The 19,319-nt window shown below is 44.4% G+C and carries 22 protein-coding genes and 3 tRNA genes; 3 read left to right on the forward strand and 22 right to left on the reverse strand.

What is annotated here, in order from left to right; genetic code table 11:
* Positions 1–125 precede the first annotated feature (125 nt).
* From MKY23_RS19225 to MKY23_RS19255, 7 genes are all read right to left on the reverse strand, one after another.
* Positions 126–650 carry an ImmA/IrrE family metallo-endopeptidase gene (locus tag MKY23_RS19225; RefSeq protein WP_222591814.1) on the reverse strand — a complete coding sequence of 175 codons (525 nt, stop codon included), beginning with the start codon at positions 648–650 and terminating at the stop codon, positions 126–128.
* A gap of 2 nt (positions 651–652) precedes the next feature.
* Positions 653–1,021, reverse strand: a complete 369-nt coding sequence (locus MKY23_RS19230; RefSeq protein ID WP_154983171.1) for a helix-turn-helix transcriptional regulator — start codon at positions 1,019–1,021, stop codon at positions 653–655.
* Between the two features lie 218 nt (positions 1,022–1,239).
* Positions 1,240–1,674, reverse strand: coding sequence for a hypothetical protein (locus MKY23_RS19235; RefSeq protein ID WP_154983172.1), 435 nt, complete (start codon positions 1,672–1,674; stop codon positions 1,240–1,242).
* A complete protein-coding gene (locus tag MKY23_RS19240) occupies positions 1,674–2,195 on the reverse strand; it encodes a type II toxin-antitoxin system PemK/MazF family toxin (RefSeq protein ID WP_154983173.1) in 522 nt (173 codons plus the stop codon). Before MKY23_RS19240 ends, MKY23_RS19235 begins: the two co-directional genes overlap by 1 nt.
* Positions 2,179–2,463: a hypothetical protein gene (locus MKY23_RS19245; protein ID WP_154983174.1), complete on the reverse strand. Its 285-nt coding sequence runs from the start codon at positions 2,461–2,463 to the stop codon at positions 2,179–2,181. The genes MKY23_RS19240 and MKY23_RS19245 overlap by 17 nt, the downstream gene beginning before the upstream one ends.
* Before the next feature lie 826 nt (positions 2,464–3,289).
* Positions 3,290–3,375: transfer RNA gene (locus MKY23_RS19250), tRNA-Leu, on the reverse strand.
* Positions 3,376–3,601: 226 nt separating this feature from the next.
* Positions 3,602–4,051, reverse strand: coding sequence for a general stress protein (locus MKY23_RS19255; protein ID WP_154983175.1), 450 nt, complete (start codon positions 4,049–4,051; stop codon positions 3,602–3,604).
* Between the two features lie 214 nt (positions 4,052–4,265).
* Between MKY23_RS19255 and MKY23_RS19260 the strand changes: the two genes are divergently transcribed.
* A complete protein-coding gene (locus MKY23_RS19260) occupies positions 4,266–4,490 on the forward strand; it encodes a hypothetical protein (protein WP_145331980.1) in 225 nt (74 codons plus the stop codon).
* A 177-nt stretch (positions 4,491–4,667) separates the two neighbouring features.
* On the opposite strand, the gene MKY23_RS19265 is transcribed toward MKY23_RS19260, so the two are convergent.
* Positions 4,668–5,150 (reverse strand): NucA/NucB deoxyribonuclease domain-containing protein, encoded by a 483-nt coding sequence (locus MKY23_RS19265; protein WP_090923716.1) that lies wholly within the window; start codon positions 5,148–5,150, stop codon positions 4,668–4,670.
* Positions 5,151–5,280: 130 nt separating this feature from the next.
* A complete protein-coding gene (locus MKY23_RS19270) occupies positions 5,281–6,429 on the reverse strand; it encodes an ATP-binding protein (RefSeq protein WP_154983176.1) in 1,149 nt (382 codons plus the stop codon).
* Between the two features lie 277 nt (positions 6,430–6,706).
* On the opposite strand from MKY23_RS19270, the gene MKY23_RS19275 reads away from it, so the two are divergent.
* Together MKY23_RS19275 and MKY23_RS19280 are read left to right on the forward strand one after the other, a co-directional pair.
* Positions 6,707–6,895, forward strand: a complete 189-nt coding sequence (locus MKY23_RS19275; RefSeq protein ID WP_154957743.1) for a DUF6199 family natural product biosynthesis protein — start codon at positions 6,707–6,709, stop codon at positions 6,893–6,895.
* A 102-nt stretch (positions 6,896–6,997) separates the two neighbouring features.
* Entirely contained in the window at positions 6,998–7,666 is a 669-nt protein-coding gene (locus MKY23_RS19280) for a hypothetical protein (RefSeq protein WP_339831484.1), read from the forward strand.
* Positions 7,667–7,785: 119 nt separating this feature from the next.
* Here MKY23_RS19280 and MKY23_RS19285 read toward each other — a convergent pair whose 3' ends face one another.
* The 13 genes from MKY23_RS19285 to MKY23_RS19345 form a co-directional block, all read right to left on the reverse strand.
* Complete coding sequence (locus MKY23_RS19285; protein ID WP_339831486.1) at positions 7,786–8,115, reverse strand: DUF1904 family protein; 330 nt, start codon at positions 8,113–8,115, stop codon at positions 7,786–7,788.
* Between the two features lie 158 nt (positions 8,116–8,273).
* Positions 8,274–8,396: a sporulation protein YjcZ gene (locus MKY23_RS19290; protein WP_090923721.1), complete on the reverse strand. Its 123-nt coding sequence runs from the start codon at positions 8,394–8,396 to the stop codon at positions 8,274–8,276.
* 222 nt (positions 8,397–8,618) lie between these two features.
* Positions 8,619–8,798, reverse strand: coding sequence for a hypothetical protein (locus MKY23_RS19295; protein WP_154983177.1), 180 nt, complete (start codon positions 8,796–8,798; stop codon positions 8,619–8,621).
* A 118-nt stretch (positions 8,799–8,916) separates the two neighbouring features.
* The gene (locus MKY23_RS19300; protein ID WP_339831489.1) at positions 8,917–10,488 is read right to left on the reverse strand and encodes an SAM-dependent methyltransferase; all 1,572 of its coding nucleotides are present in this window, start codon (positions 10,486–10,488) and stop codon (positions 8,917–8,919) included.
* Between the two features lie 275 nt (positions 10,489–10,763).
* Positions 10,764–11,189 carry a hypothetical protein gene (locus MKY23_RS19305; RefSeq protein ID WP_253492660.1) on the reverse strand — a complete coding sequence of 142 codons (426 nt, stop codon included), beginning with the start codon at positions 11,187–11,189 and terminating at the stop codon, positions 10,764–10,766.
* A gap of 205 nt (positions 11,190–11,394) precedes the next feature.
* A tRNA-Ile gene (locus MKY23_RS19310) sits at positions 11,395–11,468 on the reverse strand.
* 58 nt (positions 11,469–11,526) lie between these two features.
* Positions 11,527–11,600 (reverse strand) — tRNA-Met (locus MKY23_RS19315).
* Between the two features lie 69 nt (positions 11,601–11,669).
* Entirely contained in the window at positions 11,670–11,834 is a 165-nt protein-coding gene (locus tag MKY23_RS19320) for a hypothetical protein (protein WP_167375813.1), read from the reverse strand.
* Between the two features lie 150 nt (positions 11,835–11,984).
* Complete coding sequence (locus tag MKY23_RS19325; protein WP_090923724.1) at positions 11,985–13,436, reverse strand: extracellular solute-binding protein; 1,452 nt, start codon at positions 13,434–13,436, stop codon at positions 11,985–11,987.
* Positions 13,437–13,457: 21 nt separating this feature from the next.
* Positions 13,458–14,321: an ABC transporter ATP-binding protein gene (locus MKY23_RS19330; protein WP_090923725.1), complete on the reverse strand. Its 864-nt coding sequence runs from the start codon at positions 14,319–14,321 to the stop codon at positions 13,458–13,460.
* A gap of 2 nt (positions 14,322–14,323) precedes the next feature.
* Positions 14,324–17,242 carry an FtsX-like permease family protein gene (locus MKY23_RS19335; RefSeq protein ID WP_339831497.1) on the reverse strand — a complete coding sequence of 973 codons (2,919 nt, stop codon included), beginning with the start codon at positions 17,240–17,242 and terminating at the stop codon, positions 14,324–14,326.
* Positions 17,242–18,357 (reverse strand): efflux RND transporter periplasmic adaptor subunit, encoded by a 1,116-nt coding sequence (locus MKY23_RS19340; protein ID WP_339831499.1) that lies wholly within the window; start codon positions 18,355–18,357, stop codon positions 17,242–17,244. The genes MKY23_RS19335 and MKY23_RS19340 overlap by 1 nt, the downstream gene beginning before the upstream one ends.
* Complete coding sequence (locus MKY23_RS19345) at positions 18,320–19,267, reverse strand: ATP-binding cassette domain-containing protein (RefSeq protein WP_261764453.1); 948 nt, start codon at positions 19,265–19,267, stop codon at positions 18,320–18,322. Before MKY23_RS19345 ends, MKY23_RS19340 begins: the two co-directional genes overlap by 38 nt.
* Positions 19,268–19,319 lie beyond the last annotated feature (52 nt).

Below are 19,319 nucleotides of genomic sequence, written 5' to 3' on the forward strand. Positions count from 1 at the left end.
TACGCCAATATTTAATTATGTAGTGATAGTTCACTATAAACACACAGATTCTAAAGAACCGTGGGCCCTCTACAAGGCCGGCGGTTTTTTCTTCCCAATAACATTCCAGCATCACTCCCTTGATATTAATTTCCACACGATTTTAATTGTTTACGTGCTGCTTGTTGCGATATTCCACAAAAGCGTACTACTTCAAAAACGGTCATATCTTTAATAATGTGGGGAGGGGCAAGCAGTTCTCCTGCAAAAGCATCGGCTTGCCACTCGGGATTTCTGAAAGCAGGCAATTTCTCTGCTAGTCCCATAGTTCTTGCGAACGATACTCTTTCTTTTTTATGAAGAAAGTAATGCCCAATTTCATGAGCAATAGTAAATCGATCGCGTCCGTTTCCCTTTACCGCTCCTTCATAGACATCTTCCCGAATCTTAATGAGCTTGTCATCGGGATAAGCTAACCCATGTTTAGAGCCCATCTCGAATCTTGAAATAGATTCCCACACGAAGTGAGGATCTAATTGCGGCATAACAAATTCCAAAAATTCAACAACAGGAAAAAATTTCGCGTCGATTAATTTACATTGTTGACGGAAAAAATTAGCTATTTCTCGAATGTCGACGCGTGATAATGGGGATGCTTCGTATTCACTCAATATTACACCTCCCCACCATTGTTTTTACGAAGAATACTCAAAATTTTTGACTTGTCATCTTCGTTGAGTTCCTTAAACTCTCTTGCGAACGCCATAACCAAATTTTTTTCTTGGTTACTAGTGTTTTTCAAATCAATCTTAACTGATTGTTGTGAGTTCTCGATTGCAAATTTGAGAACTTGGGCTGATTCAGCATTTAGCTGATAAATGTTTGATATTTTTTCAATCCAGTCATGAGGGACATTTCGTTTGCCTGTTTCGACAGCTGACAAATAAGATGAGGTCACCTCTAGTTTGTCGGCCATGTTCTTAAGCAATTCTCCATTATCTATTCTCAATTTTCGGCAAAACACCCCAAACTGAGTCAACATTGGATACCCTCCTTCCTACTATTAAGTTTTCTACAAGACTGATATTAACATGACGAGTAAAATGAGTCAACAATTTTTGTTGATTAGTTTACTGATAGTTGTTTTTCGTTTGCAATTCAATCAATTTTAATAATATTATTTTATGCTCAGTTTAGTTTTTCAAAACAACTAAAAAAGATTTGAAAAAGAAAAGCACCCATTAAGGGTGTTTAATATAATTATTCAACTGCTCGATCTATAACAGATACAACCTTCTTTGATCCATTATATAAATCGTCTACAGCAGATTCAGTTTGAATCCTTAATTTTTCTTCATCTCCAGTGAAGCTTTCGACTCCTTCCGGTGCCTCCAACCCATTTTGGTAACGTAAAATAGAGACTAACTTGGAAACACCTCGTAGAATTATTTCAACCCCACTAAGGTAATCCTCATATAGCAATATAGTATTCTTATCCCTAGTTATGGCTATATTTGAATCTCTTAAATCTTCAACTTTTAATCCTGCGGATAAGTTATAAAGACTAGTAATAAGTTCTACATCCACTTTTTTATTGTTTTGAATATAGCTCGAAATCTCATTTACGGAATCAGAGATAGTAGGTAAAGTGTTAGAAATATGATTCAACAACTTTTCAGTGAATAAATTATCCATCAACGATCCCCCCTCTGAGTCCCGCAGTTAGGACAAAAGTTAAATCGCACATCAACTTCACAAGAACAATTAGAACAAACTTCCACCAAGGCGATCCTACACTCTTTATTTACACAGTGCTTTTTATTGGGCATTAGAACGTAATCGCATGAGTGACATCTTTTTAAAGCTAGTGATGTTTCCAGTGCTACATCCACTTTTTTCATAATAGCTTCTTCAACATAACCCTTGTAATCAGATATTCGTTCTTTCTTACTCAGCACCCTGATTTGTCCACAATCTATCAAAGCTGTTTTAGTTTGCCCATTATGATCATTTGGGATCAATTCCACAAACATAGGCATACGTTTCCTTTTCTCCGTAACCTCACCTGTTATAGGAAGTGCAATAACTGTAGTTCCTAAATCATTACCAATATCATTAGACACAATAAGAACCCGCCGTTGTTTTCCTTTCTCAGTCCCACGGACGGGTTCTAAATCAGCGATGTAAATGTCGCCTCGTTTAATTTTCTTTGTCATCTAGTTCCCCTAACGAAGCGTAAAATTCTTTTTCGGCTTCCTCAGCTGTAATTTGTGACTCTTCTGAGAATCTAAGTAATTCTTCACCTTCCTCCAGGTAGTATGCCTGAAGCATCTCATAAGAGTACTCGTCTTCAATTGCCTGTTTCATAAAACTCTCTTGCTTTTTCATATAAAGTTCGACTTTTGCCTTTGCTGAATTTAATAGTAACCCTGCTGAAAAAAGTTTTACAAACATTAGATTATCATGAGAAATTGTTCTAGCCATATTAAACTCCTCCTTATCCACATTTTGCCCTCCTTCCTCTCAAAAGTCAAACTTTTATTATCAGGATATATACTAAAATTATTATCTAGTTATATTTTTTTATTCACTTCTTGATAGTTATTCCGTTTGAGGTAGTAAAAATTTTTATTACCATTTCCGTCTTTCCCCAATCTAATTCCCTAACTAATTAAAGCTTATATCCTTTCGAGAATTGATTATTTAATCGCCCCCTTCTAAAGAATGTATTTCTTTAAACAAAAAAAATGCGCCTTGACTAGGCGCATTCTTTAAAATAACCACTACATTACTATTATATTTTAACGTATCGATCCTCGGGTCATCTTTTAAGATGTTAATCGTCTGATTTTCGTATGAATTTTAAGATTATAGTTCAAGGATTAAACTATGCTTCAATACCACTCATTTTCCTGTAGCTAACAACCAGTTGCCGCCAAAAGTCATAGCTACCTGTCTTGTCAGATAGATAATCCTTATAATACTCATAAGCTGATTCTGCCCATTTAAGACATTCCATATTCTTGATATCTAAAGAAGTGGCTATCTTGTCTAGTGTATCAATGGTCGCGCCTCGCTCCCCACGTTCCACTTGACCCAAATAGGAAAGAGTGATATCTGAGAATGGAACCCAACTGAATTCTCGAACGAAAAGCATAAGATAGAACTATTAGTCGTGAAGTCGGTTCAAGCATCATTCTCAGTGTATCGGAAACCTCGAATCTACACAAAAAAGAGGCACCGTTAGCAAACCATCTTAAAAAGAAACAAGGGTCTCAGCTCTAACGAGCTGAAACCCTTGTTCTAAGTATGCCGAGGACCGGGATCGAACCGGTACGGTAGTCACCTACCGCAGGATTTTAAGTCCTGTGCGTCTGCCAATTCCGCCACCCCGGCGTATGTAATATTTTCTTGGCGACAAGAAATATCTTACCATGAATAAATTAATAATGCAACCCTTTTTCCTAAAAAAATGAAACAGGCACTGCAAGCGCCAGCTCACAGTGCCTAGAAAGTCCGAGTTGCGGTCCCGGACTTCCGGTAAACCATCTATATTAAGGGAGGTGTGAGATAAGAATACCTCTCCAACATTAAAGGAACCTAAAATCAGCATTAAATTAAACTAAAAAAGTAAAATAGGCTTCACACGCTCCACCTGCTCCTCACTACACTCTACAAAAATTAGCATATGACCTTGCAATAGCCAGTCCTCGTAATGACGTGCGTCAACTTCCGGAATGCCTGCTTCTGTCAGCGTTAGGACCAGATCATCCGTCTCACTGCCGATCTCATTGCCCGCTAATCTTCGCACTGCCTTCCCGATGGATGCGGTCTGATCCATTCGTTTTCCGAGCCCTGCTAATATACCCTTCAACGCTCCAAACGCTCCGTCCGTTCCAGCACCTTTTAGTGGTTTGGGTAACCCTGTCCTCTCACTGATCTTCTCCAAATCCAGCTGTTCCTTGCCTACAGCCCCCAAATATTGATCTTGGATGCCTTCCTTCTTTAAGGCATTCAACATAATAATTGCTTCGTGCTCCGAACGAGCAAGCCCAACAAACAGTTTCGTCATGTGGTTCCCCTCCTCTTCCTGATACCTTATATAACCCTGTAGTTTATGTTTAGTAACGTATCTTCACTTGCTAAGTCAATTCACCTACATCAGCTTAATCATTTCTCTACTGGAAATCTATACCTAGTTCTGATAGACTAGATAAAGAAGACAAATTAACCATTGAAAATATCGACATATCGATGAACATCTTATAAATCAGGAGCAATGACTTATGAAAAAAGAGGTAGAAATTGCCATTCGGCGCAATCAACAGATTATGGTTCGGAATACAAGCGGACAGACCGTAACCGGTTTTCCAGAGCGCTCAGCAGACAGCTCTATTCTCTCCTTACGAACTGTACAGGGAAATGTGTGGATTCCGTTTGATGAAGTCGAACAAGTCACTCGCCTGTTAACCCTTCGCTCTCACCATCTGGGCACGATGCAACTCGTTTAGGCACTTGTGCGCAAGCACATTCAATTCATTGCTTTCCTTACAGAGAACTTAGACAGACACTAATAGATAAAGATACACTGTAGGTGAGAAGCTCGGTGTTTCTACTACAGCCAACTTATATTTAAAAACCAGACGCCTCCAACGTCTGGTTTTTCTTATGGTAACTAATGATGCGGATTACTTCACTACAAATTTAACACGCGTACCATCCGGATATGTACTTAGTTGATTGCCTACCCATGAGCCTGCACCGCGATTATCTTTTGGCGTAATGTACTGGATATCTGCATCTTTACCACCCTCCGCACACATCGCCATAGGCCACTCATCCCGATCCTTGCCTTTTTTGACCGGTACACCTTTCAGTGACAGTTCCCTGTTTCCTTCAGCACCTTTCCGGTCAATTGTACAGACATCGGAATGCCCCGCTTGAATCGCCTTTCGGATATGGTTTGCTGTTTCGGGATACCGCTCTGCCGGAAAAGTAATCGTATGATCTACACTCTTGTCGGTTGTTTTGAACGGAGAAGGAATATCCAGCGGCCACTCTCCTCCTGCCAAGGCATATAGAGCAATCACAACCATGCCGACTAAGGTCAGTATTTTACTTTTGAATCCCCGGCTTCCTCTCTTGCTTCTTCTGCTACGTCTCTTACTCATGATGCGCCTCCCCCATGTAACACTAACATCCATAGCATTATAACAGAACGCCAGTTCGTAAAACAATCTATTCCACAACAAAATTCAACATAAAAAAAACAGCCGGATCCATCCGGCCGCTCACTGCATCTTATCCTGCGTTAAAAATACTCTGTGTACTTAGAAAAGGCACTGTCACCTGAAACTCTGTTCCTTTTCCTTCAGCACTATCTACAGTAATACTACCGTTCATTAATTCTAATAGTTCTTTGCAGATTGTTAATCCAAGCCCACTGCCTCCGAACCTTCTTGCATGTGAAATATCCGATTGCGTAAAGGCATCAAACAGTTGGTCCATCTGATGAGACGGAATGCCGATCCCTGTATCCCGTACAGAGAAAGCCAACGTGGTCATCTCATGCGATTGCTGCTTGACATCCACGAGAAGCTGCACTTCCCCTTGCTCCGTAAACTTGATGGCATTGCTCAGCAAATTATCCAATACCTGCCTTAATCGCAGTGGATCGCCCCAAAGCACATCAGGAACATTCAGATCAGCATGGCAAACTAAACGAATTTGTTTATTCATGGCCGCCAGCTCATGTGTCTTCACGATTTGCTGAATCAGCTTCAATGGCTGGAATTCAATATGCTCCACTCCCATTTTGCCTCTACCAAGTTTCGCCATATCCAGACTGTTGTTTACGATGTTCAGGAGTGCCTCTCCGGATTGACGTGCCAGATCCAGATATTCTTTTTGCTCTTCGGTAACCTTGCCCATTCCCGCAAGTTCGATCATGCCCATGATGCCGTTTAACGGTGTACGAAGCTCATGATTCAACTTGCCGATGAATTCCAGCTGCCCTCTGCTTGTTTTCTCAGCCATAGAAGCTGCCGTCTTCAGCTGCTGCTCCGCATATTTCCGTTCAGTGATGTCATATTGAATACCAACAAAATAAGTACACTCACCAGATTCATTGAAAATGGGATCGATGTTCAGCTCATTCCAGAATTTCTGACCACTTTTGGTATAGTTTAAAATTTCAACCTTAATGGATTGTTTTTTACTTATTGCTTCCCGAATGCTTGAAACGGTTTCGGGATCTGTATCTGTACCCTGTAGAAATCGGCAATTCCGCCCGATCGACTCATCGTGCGTATATCCGGTCAGACGGGTAAAATGTTCGTTAACATACATGAGCGGAAGCTCAGGCGAGGTAGCGTCAACTACGGTAACGGAGGATTTTAATTTCGAGATAATAAATTCCCATTGCAAGGGAAGTTGATTATATAAACTCATGCCTGTGTCTCCCCCATCTCACATCCTTAACTCCAGATGGTATGTGTTGATATTAAACAATCTATTTTATTGTACCACAGTTATTCAAACAATGTAGTTCTTGGGTAATAGTTCTTAATCATATCAATCTTTATCCATTTACAATAACTTGCCTACACTCAAAAACACATAGATAAAGTTTATTCATCATCGTCCGGCGTTGATTGTCTACATTTTTTCCAGGCGCAGACCTTAAAGGCGGGGCCGTTAATAGCCCGACGAGGAAGGAAGATCGACGATGAAAACTCTCTTTTTTATATTTATGGTGTTGTGTATCATCAATCTGTGTTTCCCCAAATTTGGCTGGTATCTTCGTTATGGCTGGATTGCGCAAGGTGAGACGGAACCCAGCAAATCTTACATGACTATGGTGCGAATGTCTAGTCTGTTTATGTTGCTTACTGCTTTTACTCTTGCTATGGCGTAATACAACAATACATTTGTAAAAAGACCAGTTGCCTCCTGCGCAGCTGGTTTTTCGTATGCACTGACGGGAATATGATAACTTTGTTTGTGGTGTTACTACAGTGTGCGCCGTAAGATAAATGATATAGATGTATCGTTGCAGAAAGGACACATTGGTATGAACATCGCATTTTATCCGTTCTGGGCGGCCAGAACACTGCTCTCACTTATACAAGTGATCTCAATCACAACCTTGACCTGCCTAATCTACAAACAAACGGAATCGATTGGATATGCACTGCTACTCCTGTGCGTTTACTTGCTAGCTTATGCGGTAGCAAAATTCACATTCCATAAGTTGATGAAACACTGTATATTTTCAAGACTCCTGATCGGTATTCCTGTGACCAAAACATTGTTGCTCATCGGCATCGCGTCCTCTCTTCCCTACCTGAGATTACATATTGCCGTTATGTTTCTGGGGGCTGCACTTCTCGCTATAATCAACTGCTGGGAAGCATTGGTTCTGAAGAAACTCCAGTCAAGACTGATGAGTAGCGAAGATATAGGTAAGGCAAGCAGCCTGCTCTCATTTTCAAATTATACGGTAGCTGGTATTGGACTCGTCATGACGATCATCGCGATCCTATATTTAGGGCGAGCACAGGTTCTTTGGGCGGCTGTGGCCCTTTCACTCGTTGCACTCGCTCTTACCGTGACCGTTCATCACTTAACTCATAAACGCTCCAATACTTCGATAAGTCTGGACATCAGACGCCCCTTGCATAAATAAAAAAGACGAGCATGGTCAAAACTGCTCGTCTTAGGGGTACCAGGCTGCTTCTCTTTCGAGCAGCTTATTCGTTTTTTTTTCCGAAATGGATCCTGAACTTCTCACATCTCACCCGCTGTCTAATCCAATCGGTAATCTGTTAGCGGCTTGCCTTTCTTATAATACAAATTAGGGGATAATATATTGAAAAAAATATGCACATCCGGCAGTTCAGCCTTCTCTAGAATAGACTGCATAGACGCTGCAATTCGATCATGTATCTCCTGATCACGCTGAAACATCAAAATCTCTATCGACGCCGGGGATGGTGTTAAGGCTTGTACATCATGACGCTCTGCTTTCATTCGTTCCTGCGGAATATGAGTAATTAAGGCCATTTGTTCGGTAATTTGAGGCACAACTTCCTCCAGCTTAGAACCCGTAAATCCTTTGAATCGTATAAACGGCATTGCAATCCCTTCAATCTCTGTTAGTAGTCTCCTTATGTGATTTTAAGCACATTGTTTTCAGTTGTCAAATGTCATTCATGTCATATTGGACTGTAAAACAAGAGCAAAGCCCCACCAAAGTCTTGGTGGAGCTGATGCACGCGCGTCTGATCGTTATCTTACAGCCAGAAAGATTTGGTGATGATGACGAGCAAAATGAAGAGAACGAGAATTGCGCTAGTCGAAGTCCACGCTCCGCCAAATCCACCAACATTGCCACAACCGTATCCAACATGACTCATTTGATTGGCCTCCTTTGAATTTCAAGGTATGCCATAACATATGCGTATTTCCCTCCAGTGACCGGGCGAATGTCCAAGTCTCATGGCCCAATCCTTGGGAGTGTATCATCTTCAATGATAAGGGCTTTTCTGTCGGGCCTGTACGTTGAATCTAGAACAAAAGCAGAATCACCTCATCGGTTCAGGTACGACTTGGCCTATAGTCCGAATCGTCTTATGTAACTAACCTTTAATTCCTTCGATTTGATCAAAAATGGCTTGTCCATCATAACTAGAGTCTCGTTCTATATCTTTCTTAAGTAATACGAGATCAGTCATACTGGTGCTATTTCCACCAAGAATACTAAATGCCCCCAGAATCCATAAAAACGGATAAAACACTAAGGATAGGCCTTTTTTCATTGCTCTCTCCCCTCTAATCATTACTTAAACTTGGAATTAATTCCTTTTAGGAATACGTAAAAAAATGGATAATGGTTTCACTTGAATTCAACTAATATAGCTGGTTGTGAAATGGGGTTCATTCCCAGCCGTCCAGAAGTGCCGCCGCCTCTTCATGGTTCGGATCTATTTGAATTACACGGCGAGCGTAGACAAGTGCCTCCTGTTCCAGTTCCAACTCATAACAACATACAGCCAAATCATACAACACCGTTATCTGTTGCGCATCAGATTCAGCATTCAGTGCGTCAGGGTCACCAGTCAGCAATTCCTCCAGGAACGTTTTAGCCTCTTCATACATAAACATCTCCAATAATAACTGCCCTGATACGAAAGCAACCTGATTCCGATGGTCCATTGGATAATAGGAGGACCACATCCGTCTGATGCCAGAGTGAAGGTCAAACATCTCCTCATCGCTCGCATCCGCCAAAAGATCTTTGAACCGAGAGCACGCAACCATCAGAAACTCGGCATCGTACCCGCCCAATCGCCAGAAAGCCAGAAGTTGTCTAAGATCCATCTGTTCCACTTTAAAATCTGCCCATTCTTTTAGACTAAAGAAATCGTCTGGACCAAAGCGTTCAACAAAGCGATGATAAGCCAGCCTTGTATTCGCGTAGCTGATTGAATCATCCAGCATTAAAATCATGCCAACGTTCAGATCCTTATAATGATGTGCCGTAAAATACGTAGAAGCACCCTGCTGTTCCATTACAACCTTTATCGCATGATAATTAGCTGAGAGCGAGAAACTGCCATGAAACGCAAATTCAGGCGGCTCTGCATATTTCCAGTAATCCAGCCGATGATCCCCTTTATCCGCCGTAATTAACACATAACCTGACCGGGAAAGCTTGCTTAATCGTTCGAGGCATCCTAGTCCTGTGGAGGGAAGCAGAATATGCGAATCTTCTAGCTCAGCACGGTACAGCGAGATCAGCTCGGCGTATGGGTAGGTCTCTTCCATATACTCGGGTGCGGGACGATAGTTATATTTCAGTGTCATATTTCCCAGGATCTCGGCAGGGTTCTGTTCTGCTACATGCTGTGGAAGTTCTACAAGTAGATCACACTCAAATACTTGCCCCTCCCCAATGTAAATCAAGTCCTGCGGAATGCTATCGAAGAAGTAATTGGCAATGAGTAGCAGCGGTTGTTGTAGATCCCCTTGCCTTATTGTTTTTTCGGACATAACCAGATTCAACGCTGTATCGTGCACTGCATCAAAACGTGCAAAATCCAGTACTCCCTGCTCTATGTATGTTTGCATCGAAGGATGCTCTTTCCAGGCAATCACATTCTCCATAGCTAGGTCTGTCATCACATAACGGAAAGGCGGTAGCTCCATAACCGCAATTTCCTTCAAAGCACACAGCTTGTTGAGCACCTGGTGAGCCAGTCTTCCTGCTCCTGCACCAAGTTCAACGATGGTAACCATCTCATGCTGTTCACCTTTGAGCATCAGATCCTGTAAAAAGCTGAAAATCATTTCAGCATAGGCTGTTGCAATGAATGGATTGCTCGTAATATACTGTGGCACCTGGTGATTCTCCCAAGCTTCCAATCCCATCTGTTCATAATAAGCTCTCTGCCAATCCCAAACCGGCGCTTCACTAAACCGGACATACCGGCCTTCGTTCTTCATCATCACTTATATCAAACTCGCTTTCTATCTATTTATTAGGACCAAGTCATTTAATTCTATGAAGAAAAACAATTATATCATATCCTTCTTATTTTACTTTCTATACTCTATTTATTCTTCCCCGAATACAGAGCGTCATTCCTTTCTACCCTCTCTACAAAAAAAGCCTGCTCCTTATGGAAACAGGCACAGCGCCTATAAAATGAATATCTATAAACTTCGTAGCAAATCAAAAACAGTTTGGACTCGCATTTATGTTTCTAACAAAAGAGTAACCATTAGTCAGAGTACAAGACACCGTCAAAGTTCTCAGGACCTACTCGAACAGTACCCAGCAAGTTACTGCTGACAAATGCAGTGTACGTTAATTGTGGTGTAATTGGTGGGTTGTAATCGTCCGCAGAGAATGTAATAACCTGTGGTGCCAGAACGCTCAAGCTAAATGTGGATGTTGCAGAGTAAATGACCGGATCAGTTGAGACAGTCCCACGAACTATCGTAATGGTTATACCGACAAGTGCCAAAGGAACCTGCACAGTTACGGTGCCTTTGAATTGAACCCGCGGGTTCGCTCCGATACCTGCTGTTGTCACCAAACCAATCTGTCCAAACAACTGGGGAGTGTTAATAACGAGAATCGGGATAGCGATGGAGTTAGCCAAACTCGCATTTTGCGAGGTTCTTGCATCAATTAACTGAGTCATGAAATCTACCTCCTATAGGTGGAATTGAGATAGTATATGCGAGAATGATCATCTGGCATGGACATCCATCCCGTCATTGAAAAAAAGTCGTATAGAACCCGATAAAAAGGTAGAATTGTACCGTTTTTATTCCTTAGCTAAACTATACGTCGTTCCCGTCTATGAAAATAGAAAAAAACCCTTGCATCGCAAGGGTTCTAAAATATGGGCCCTACAGGACTCGAACCTGTGACCAATCGGTTATGAGCCGACCGCTCTAACCAACTGAGCTAAGGGCCCTGAACAAATAATATATAACAGTGCAGATGATCGCTGTAAACCATCCAGTAAAGCTATATTGCGGGGGCAGGATTTGAACCTGCGGCCTTCGGGTTATGAGCCCGACGAGCTACCGGGCTGCTCCACCCCGCGTCGTTAAAATTAATAAACAGCGACTTAATTAATATACACCATTACTCCATCATAAGTCAAGGGGTAATCTCAGGGAATAAATCGCACACCATACCGACCTTTACGTGAACGATACACTTCAACTTCTTCAGGCTCATTGTGCCCGTAAATCCAGCCATCCTGCTCCAGTCTTTTTGCTAGGCAACCTGCTTGAAATTTCGTTGCATACAGCTTGCTGAAATATATCCATTTCATCCTGCTCGTCCTTTCCAAAGGGTTCATATACTGCTGTTAATTGTAGAATACCCCAAATTCGTAAAAATAGCCGCCAGAGATGATAAAATCTCCAGCGGCCATTATTTTTTGTAATAGACGAAGATTACTTGGATGTTACTGGTGCATAACTTATTGGAATGTTGCTTTAGGATCTTTTTTCAACTTCGCAAGCATCTCATTCCCTTTGGCTGCCCATTCACCCAGTGCTTCTTTTGGTGTCTTTTTATTTTCTAACACTTGATTAAAGTACTCCATACCTTTGTCACTTACCTGCCACAGTCCAGGCATTTTCTGATACATTTTATCCAGATTCGTGTTGGTTGGCGGCACCGGCTTCAACGTATAGAACGCCTGAATATTGTAATCAAGGCCGTCTTTTGGTTTAATGAAGCTTTTCCGGGATACCAATTCATAGCTGCTACGTGCCTTGATCTTAGCCCAATCCTCGCTATTCATATACTTGATCAGTTCCCAGGCATCATCCGGGTTCTGAGCGGAGCTGTTGATTGCCATCAAACTGCTAAGATAGATGTTACCTCCGACCTCAGGAGCTTCTGGATGAACGGGAGGTGTAACTACATCCCAATCTATTTTCGTAAAATCTTTCATTTTATCTGCATTTTTATTCGCATCAATTAATTGATTGATGTAATTGTAATCCCCGATCGCCATTGCTGTTTTGCCACTAAGGAACAAGTCGCCCTGAACAGGATTGTAGCGTCCTTCTGTTTGCTGATCTTGTGGCTCGTCACCTTTCGGGATGACTTTATCAATCGCCAGCTTGCTGACCGTACTCCACACTTTCTCCCATTGCGGAGAATCTACGGTCATCTTTTCTGCCTTGTCGTCAAAGACTTTCAACTGCAGCGAATTATAATACTGTTGCATAGAGTAGTACGGAGAGCCGCCGTTATACGTGCTGAACGACATTCCGAAGACATGATCTTTACCTTCGCCTTTAGTAAGGCGAGTCGCCAGATTAAAGATATCGTCCCACGTCATGTTGTCCGTTGGTGGTTCAACACCCGCTTTTTCAAACATTCCCTTGTTATAAAACAGAGCAGAAGAAGAGAAGGTTGGTGTCAGCGCATAAATGTTCTGGTCACCCAGATCTTTGATCCCTTCAAGCACACTTGGCACAATGTCGCTGGTGTCAAATTTGTCTTCCTGCATTAACGGATCAAGTTGCTTAACCATGTTCTCCTGAATCAACGACTTGATCGTAGCCGTATCTGCTACAACGACATCCACCGGATTATCTCCTGTCATAATTTTCTTCAAACTCTCCATGGTATCTGGCATTTCGTTTGCTTGTTCGGAATTCCCAAAGCCATACATACTGCCCTGATCAACCGCAGGCACGATTTCTACCGTGACATTTTTGTGTGTGAGTTCGAAAGCATCCGTAAATTGCTGACGGAAATAGCTGTCATCCTGTCCTCCCCAGAGTGTCGCTACACGCAGCACACGCTGTTCATTATCTGTATTCTCACTCGCTGTACATCCTGCGATAAGTGGCAATGCCAGTGTTGCTGTTGCCATGATGGCCAGCACACGTTTTCCCCACAACCTGTTTTTCATCTCCCAGTTCCCCCTCTTAAATTATCTTGGCGGTGTAATAACAATACGTTCACCGTCAAACTCCAATGTGGCTCGGCTATCAATGGACAAGGCTTCCAGATACTCTTTTGGCACCTGAAGCCGCCCCGCACGATCAATAATGACAAAAGCTTCATGAACGTCAGGCGCGCCTGCTTCAGACAGCCCCTGATCGTCATCCAGATTCGGATTGCGTTTCACAAATTCAGTACTGGTCAGGCCATCCCGAATCGCAACGATCCGATCAACCTTGCCAGCAAGCGTCAAGTCATGGGTAACAATGACAATGGTGACGCCAAGTTCCTTATTCATTTTGCGAAAAATGTTCATGATTGTATCACACGTCTCGGAATCGACGGAACCTGTAGGCTCATCCGCCAGCAAAATTTTCGGCCGATTGGACAAGGAGATCGCAATCGCTACACGCTGTTGCTCCCCGCCCGACAGTTGATGCAGTTTGTTATGCATACGATCCTTCAGACCAACCCATTCAAGTAACTGCATAGCGTACTTACGATCACGTTTGCCACCCAAAATCATCGGTGTTTCCACATTTTCCAGTGCGGTGAGATAGGGCAGCAGATTACGACCGTTATTTTGCCAGATGAATCCAACCGTGTGACGTTTGTATTCCACGAGTTGAGCATCCGTCATTTTAAGCAGATCCCAGTCCCCAACCACCGCCGTGCCAGCGGTAGGGCGATCCAGGCCGCCGAGGATGTTAAGCAGCGTTGATTTACCACTACCGCTGTTGCCAATGATCGCCATCATTTCGCCTTGATTGACGGTCAGATTGAGACCTTGAAGGGCAACGACTTCCACATCGCTGGATTTAAAAATTTTGACAAGTCCTTCGCATTGGATCACGTTTACCTCTCCTCTCCCATTTTGACCGCCTGATGAACTCTGAGCCTGCGAATCTGCCAGAGCAACATCGATGCTCCGATAATCAGCATGACTACGGTTACGCCGTACAGTTGCAGCATATCCTGCTGTTCAAAGACGATGCGGAATGGCGGCACCTGCGCAGACACGTTATCGGTCGTTTGCAAGAATGGCAAGAAGAGCCTGCTTGAAACCTGACCGATACTAATCCCCAGCAAGATCGAAAGCCCAGCTGTGAACACCTGCTCCAGCAATAACATACCGCTAAGCTGTGCTCTGGATAGACCCATAGCCCGCAGGACACCAAACTGTACCACTCGTCCCGAGAGGTTGAAGAACCAATAGAGCACGTAACCGATTAACGAAATGATTACCGATACAAGGAATCCCAGACTCAGAATGCCGAATACCCCGCCCCTGGATGGATGTTTTCCCTGAGTAACCAGTTCAGTCCGTACATCACGGACAGAGGATAGCTCAATGCCTTCTGCCGCGAGTTTCTCCATTAATGGAGCTACCTTGGCATCCGGTTTCATTTTTAACCATACCTCGTAGGGCATTAGCGGAACCTGATCATAAATATAATCCAGATTAGCCACGAAGAATGGCATCTGATCCGGGTATTGTGAAGGCCAGTATGGAATAATGCCAAAAACTACAAATTCTATCGCTTGACCTTGTATCCCCATGGAGACCATGTCTCCCGTTTTGAGCTTGAACTTGTCAGCAAATTTCGAAGAGATCAGTACAGCCCCTTCATATTTACCAAGCAAATCAAGATATTTGTAAGGATGTGCAGGGAATAGATCGTTACGGAACCAAGCTACTTTGGCAAAGTCTACATTATCGATACCGACGAGCATCCCTTGTCCGCCGGATTTACCCGAGACAATAATGTTGCCCTTCGTTTGCAGTACCCGTGCAGCATGCTCCACACCGTTTAATTGGCGGAACACTTCAAATGGGGGTTCGGAGTATATGATTTTGGTTGGTTGCGATGAACCGCCGCCACCTCCACCTCCTGGAGCTCCACCACCGCCATTTCCTCCACCAGCGCCACCACCGGCCCCTCCGTTGCCTCCACCTTGCTGCCCGCCTCCTGATCCGCCGCCCTGTCCAGAACCTCCTGGCTTCACCTCGGGGGTTCCTTCCCATACCGTTTGCATAATAACATCCGAGCCATAACGGTAAAGCGTACGTTCTGTTGAATTCAAATCAATGGTTCGCGCTGCGGCCGAGTTATACACCCCAAGGCCGAGCGTCAGCACTAATAGAATCATGAGCGGATAATAGGATGAAGATGAACGGGATAACTGTGTCAACGTCAGATACATTGGAACTGGCAATAACTTGCGTCCGATCAACTGTATCAGTTTCAAAATCCATGGGAACAAACGCAGGAAAAACAGGCCAAGCGCAAAGATCGCTAGTGCAGGTACAAAGAACAGAAACGGCTGCACCTGTAACTGATCTGTCGTCATCCCCGTCTGGAACGTCAGCATCTGACGTTCATAAAACAGATAGTATCCGTATCCCGCTAGACCGAGCAGCCCCACATCGAGGAACCATCGTTGCCACAGCGGCGCACGATCGGTACGTGCCTGGCGCCTTTTAGCGGATACAATCGTTGCTCGTGCGTACGTAATTGCCGGAATCAGTGATGCAATGATAGCAACCAGTACCGCTGCCACGCCAAGCAGAATCGCTTCTTTGGAGACACCAATTGGAATGGATTTCCGATCTACAAAGGATAAAAACCCACTTGCCGAGCCGATACTCTTCGCCATGAACCATCCGAGTAGCGGCCCAACAACCAGTGCAATCGCGCCCAGGAAAATGCCTTCAAGCAGATAGAGCGAGAAGATCTGACGAGCCGAGGCTCCACGGCTACGTAGCACAGCGATGTCACTTTCCTGCTTTTGCAGGGATTGTCTGGCATTCATTGCGATGAAATAAAAGACCATCGCAATCATCGGTGCAGCAAGTGTAAACAGCATCGTCTGTAGCTGCAGACTCTGGCTACGGAATTGTTTGAGCAAATCGCCGAAGGTAATATCAACCTTGGTATCTTTCAGCCGCTGATAGAGATCAATATCCAGCCGTTCCAGCACAGAGCTGAGGCCAGATAACTGGCTGGTTTGAACCTCTTTAAGATCAAATGCATAGTACCAGCGTGAATTCTGTAGTGGAATACCCTTTTCTTTGAGTAATACGTCGTTAAAAACCGATTCATTCACATAAAGTCCATTCATCATACCGTCGAAGCCTTGAACCCAATACGGACTATTCGGATTGTCGGCCTTGAAGGAACCCGTAATTTTCACACGCAACGTAATATTTAGACCGCTGTAGATCGGGTATTCCAGAATATCCCCCACATGAAGATCATTCCGGTACATCCCTTCTTCCAGCATCACAGCTTCAACGATGTCGTCCTTGACCTGATTCCCAGGTTTGACACCCGCGGAGTAATTCACCTGATCATCCAGTCCACTCATCGTACCCAGTGTCATACTCCGTACGCGGCTTGCATCCACTTTCGTTGGATCTTCAGGACTGACTTCTGTACTGCGAATGGATCTCGAATTCACATACGTATGAAAGGGAAACCCAACGTCGCGAGGAACATCCTCGCGAATGTAGCGATTCACCTCATCCAGTCCTCTGGTATCGGTCTTTGCACCCCCGGGTGCTTGGTAACTCATCAACAGCGATCCTGCTGGTAAACCTTCACTGTTATCCTGCAGCGTCTGCGCGACAACCCGTTTCAACGCACCATCGGCATACATTGGAATACTGACGGTGAACGCTACCGCCACAATCAAGCCGATTAATGTGCTGAAAGTCATCCAGCGTGTGTTCCACATTTTGCGGAACAGCAGCCGAAGCAATGGCAGCCCCATTAGCGTCCCACAACTTTCTGACCAACCGTCAGACCTTTCAGAATCTCGACATCGGTTGATGTCTGCTGTCCAACCTCAACGTCCACTTCACGCTTGCTTCCATCATTCTCGATCACCTGTACGTAGGTTCTGGAACCGATGGAGCGCAAAGCAGATACAGGAATGACAATCGCGTTCTCGGTGCGCTGGGTTACAATCGAAACCGTTAAAGGCGTACCGCGTTCTACATTTTTAGGCATCTTCGCCAGGGTAACAAGGACATATTGATCCAGCGTTTCCTTCGCCGGAGGTGTGCCTCCTTGGCCCTGACCTGATCCATTGCCATTATTGTTACTTGAAGCATCAGCCGTAGGCATGGCTTTGATCTTGCCGGCCACTTTGCCAGCACCGTTGATGTCAACTTCAGCCTTCATGCCAGACGTAAATTTCTCCAGATCCTCCTTGGCAAACGTAGCCGCCACAACTAGGTTGGACGTATCTGCAATGGTCGCAATAGGATCATATGCTTTGACCGATGCTCCCTTCTCCACTTGAACCGCAATCACGGTACCTCCAAATGGAGCCGTCAACGTGGATTGTCCCAGCTTTTCTTCCAGATCAGCAAGCTCCTGACGAAGTTCTTCAAAAGCAATGGTCGCTTCTTCAAACTCCACCGGGTCCATCTCGTCCTTCTTGCGCAGCGTTTCCTTCATCTGTACTTCCGATTTGCGAATCTGAAGCCGCTTGCCGCGAATTTCCTTCTCCACACTTGTTACGTCGAGGACAGCGAGAACCTGTCCTTTCTTCACTTTATCCCCCGTTTTTACATTCAATTCCTTAATGTGCATGCCATCCAGCGTAAAATATACTTTTTCTTCACGCTGACTCATCATCTTGCCACTACCGCTCACCTTTTTCTCCAGCGTCTCCGTACGGACTTCATATTCCGGTTTTTTGGAGATCGTTGGCGGTGTTATTGGTGGGAGCACCTCTTCCTCCGACTCAGATGGTAGCAATGAACAGCCTGACATCGTTGCAGCGAGTATTGCACCAAGTACAATAAGCGCTGTGCGTTTCCCCCTCTTCGGAACGGCACCTTTACGTGAGAAATCTGCCGTCCGCCATTTCATAAACATGGTCCGCAACCTCCAAAATTGTAGGATCGTGTGTAGTCATACATATCGTTACTTGTTCTACTTCAATGATATTGCGGAACACAGCCATAACCTGTGCACCCATTTTGGAATCCAGCTCCGCCGTTGGTTCATCCGCAAGCAGCAACCGAGGCCTGTGTGCAATCGCTTTAGCGATGGCCACCCGCTGCTGTTCCCCCCCGGACATCTCAAAAGGCCGGTGCTTGACACGTTTGCTCAGTCCAACTAGATCCAGACAGTGACCTACTCTGTCTTTCCATTCCGACCGCGGTACATCCGCCATACGGAGCGACAGCTCTACATTTTCCCAAGCAGATAATAAAGGCATGAGTGCATACGCTTGAAAAATAAATCCAATCTCTCTGCGCCGCAAAGCGGTTCGCCGTTGATCTCCCCAATCCTGAAGAGGCTGTCCGGAGAATAGAATCTCTCCACTGGAAGGCTGGTCAAGTCCGCCAAGCATGTTCAGCAATGTTGTTTTACCTGAGCCAGACCGTCCTTTCAGCATAACAAGCTGCTGCGGCTTTACTTCCATATCAATGCCTTTGAGCACATGAATGATACGACTGCCTGTCTGAAAACTACGATGAACGTTGCGTACCTCCAACACGGGTCCATCATACGGAGGCAACAGTTCCTTTCTCGGCTTCGCTTTGGTCTTCTGCGGTTTTTCCTCTATGGCTATAGCCGTTGCTGACTCCTCCATAGCAGATACCTCATCTGACGTGAGCGCTTCCGCGCTTAGAGGCTCGGGCTCCGTTATGTACGAAGGTTCTTCCGATGCAGCCCTTTTCTCCAGCTTAGGTTGTTCCTGTTCGCGTTCATCACCCGATTGGCTCTTGGCAGTTCTTTTCCTTGAAAATAACTTTTTCATGCCAGCAATCACGCTCATCCTCTCTTGTTATGCCGCGCATTTCCTTCATGCGCCCTAAATCTAGAAATCT

The sequence above is a fragment of the Paenibacillus sp. FSL R7-0272 genome (assembly GCF_037969905.1).
GTDB classification, from domain to species: domain Bacteria; phylum Bacillota; class Bacilli; order Paenibacillales; family Paenibacillaceae; genus Paenibacillus; species Paenibacillus polysaccharolyticus.

What these genes read in the sequence shown, in the direction of transcription:
- MKY23_RS19340 (WP_339831499.1), bottom strand. Translation starts at nt 18,357, where the DNA reads ATGTTTATGAAATGGCGGACGGCAGATTTCTCACGTAAAGGTGCCGTT.
- MKY23_RS19230 (WP_154983171.1), bottom strand. Translation starts at nt 1,021, where the DNA reads ATGTTGACTCAGTTTGGGGTGTTTTGCCGAAAATTGAGAATAGATAAT.
- MKY23_RS19285 (WP_339831486.1), bottom strand. Translation starts at nt 8,115, where the DNA reads ATGCCGTTTATACGATTCAAAGGATTTACGGGTTCTAAGCTGGAGGAA.
- MKY23_RS19300 (WP_339831489.1), bottom strand. Translation starts at nt 10,488, where the DNA reads ATGATGAAGAACGAAGGCCGGTATGTCCGGTTTAGTGAAGCGCCGGTT.
- MKY23_RS19260 (WP_145331980.1), top strand. Translation starts at nt 4,266, where the DNA reads ATGAAAAAAGAGGTAGAAATTGCCATTCGGCGCAATCAACAGATTATG.
- MKY23_RS19335 (WP_339831497.1), bottom strand. Translation starts at nt 17,242, where the DNA reads ATGGGGCTGCCATTGCTTCGGCTGCTGTTCCGCAAAATGTGGAACACA.
- MKY23_RS19245 (WP_154983174.1), bottom strand. Translation starts at nt 2,463, where the DNA reads ATGGCTAGAACAATTTCTCATGATAATCTAATGTTTGTAAAACTTTTT.
- MKY23_RS19240 (WP_154983173.1), bottom strand. Translation starts at nt 2,195, where the DNA reads ATGACAAAGAAAATTAAACGAGGCGACATTTACATCGCTGATTTAGAA.
- MKY23_RS19325 (WP_090923724.1), bottom strand. Translation starts at nt 13,436, where the DNA reads ATGAAAAACAGGTTGTGGGGAAAACGTGTGCTGGCCATCATGGCAACA.
- MKY23_RS19290 (WP_090923721.1), bottom strand. Translation starts at nt 8,396, where the DNA reads ATGAGTCATGTTGGATACGGTTGTGGCAATGTTGGTGGATTTGGCGGA.
- MKY23_RS19295 (WP_154983177.1), bottom strand. Translation starts at nt 8,798, where the DNA reads ATGAAAAAAGGCCTATCCTTAGTGTTTTATCCGTTTTTATGGATTCTG.
- MKY23_RS19345 (WP_261764453.1), bottom strand. Translation starts at nt 19,267, where the DNA reads ATGAGCGTGATTGCTGGCATGAAAAAGTTATTTTCAAGGAAAAGAACT.
- MKY23_RS19235 (WP_154983172.1), bottom strand. Translation starts at nt 1,674, where the DNA reads ATGGATAATTTATTCACTGAAAAGTTGTTGAATCATATTTCTAACACT.
- MKY23_RS19270 (WP_154983176.1), bottom strand. Translation starts at nt 6,429, where the DNA reads ATGAGTTTATATAATCAACTTCCCTTGCAATGGGAATTTATTATCTCG.
- MKY23_RS19255 (WP_154983175.1), bottom strand. Translation starts at nt 4,051, where the DNA reads ATGACGAAACTGTTTGTTGGGCTTGCTCGTTCGGAGCACGAAGCAATT.
- MKY23_RS19265 (WP_090923716.1), bottom strand. Translation starts at nt 5,150, where the DNA reads ATGAGTAAGAGACGTAGCAGAAGAAGCAAGAGAGGAAGCCGGGGATTC.
- MKY23_RS19305 (WP_253492660.1), bottom strand. Translation starts at nt 11,189, where the DNA reads ATGACTCAGTTAATTGATGCAAGAACCTCGCAAAATGCGAGTTTGGCT.
- MKY23_RS19320 (WP_167375813.1), bottom strand. Translation starts at nt 11,834, where the DNA reads ATGAAATGGATATATTTCAGCAAGCTGTATGCAACGAAATTTCAAGCA.
- MKY23_RS19275 (WP_154957743.1), top strand. Translation starts at nt 6,707, where the DNA reads ATGAAAACTCTCTTTTTTATATTTATGGTGTTGTGTATCATCAATCTG.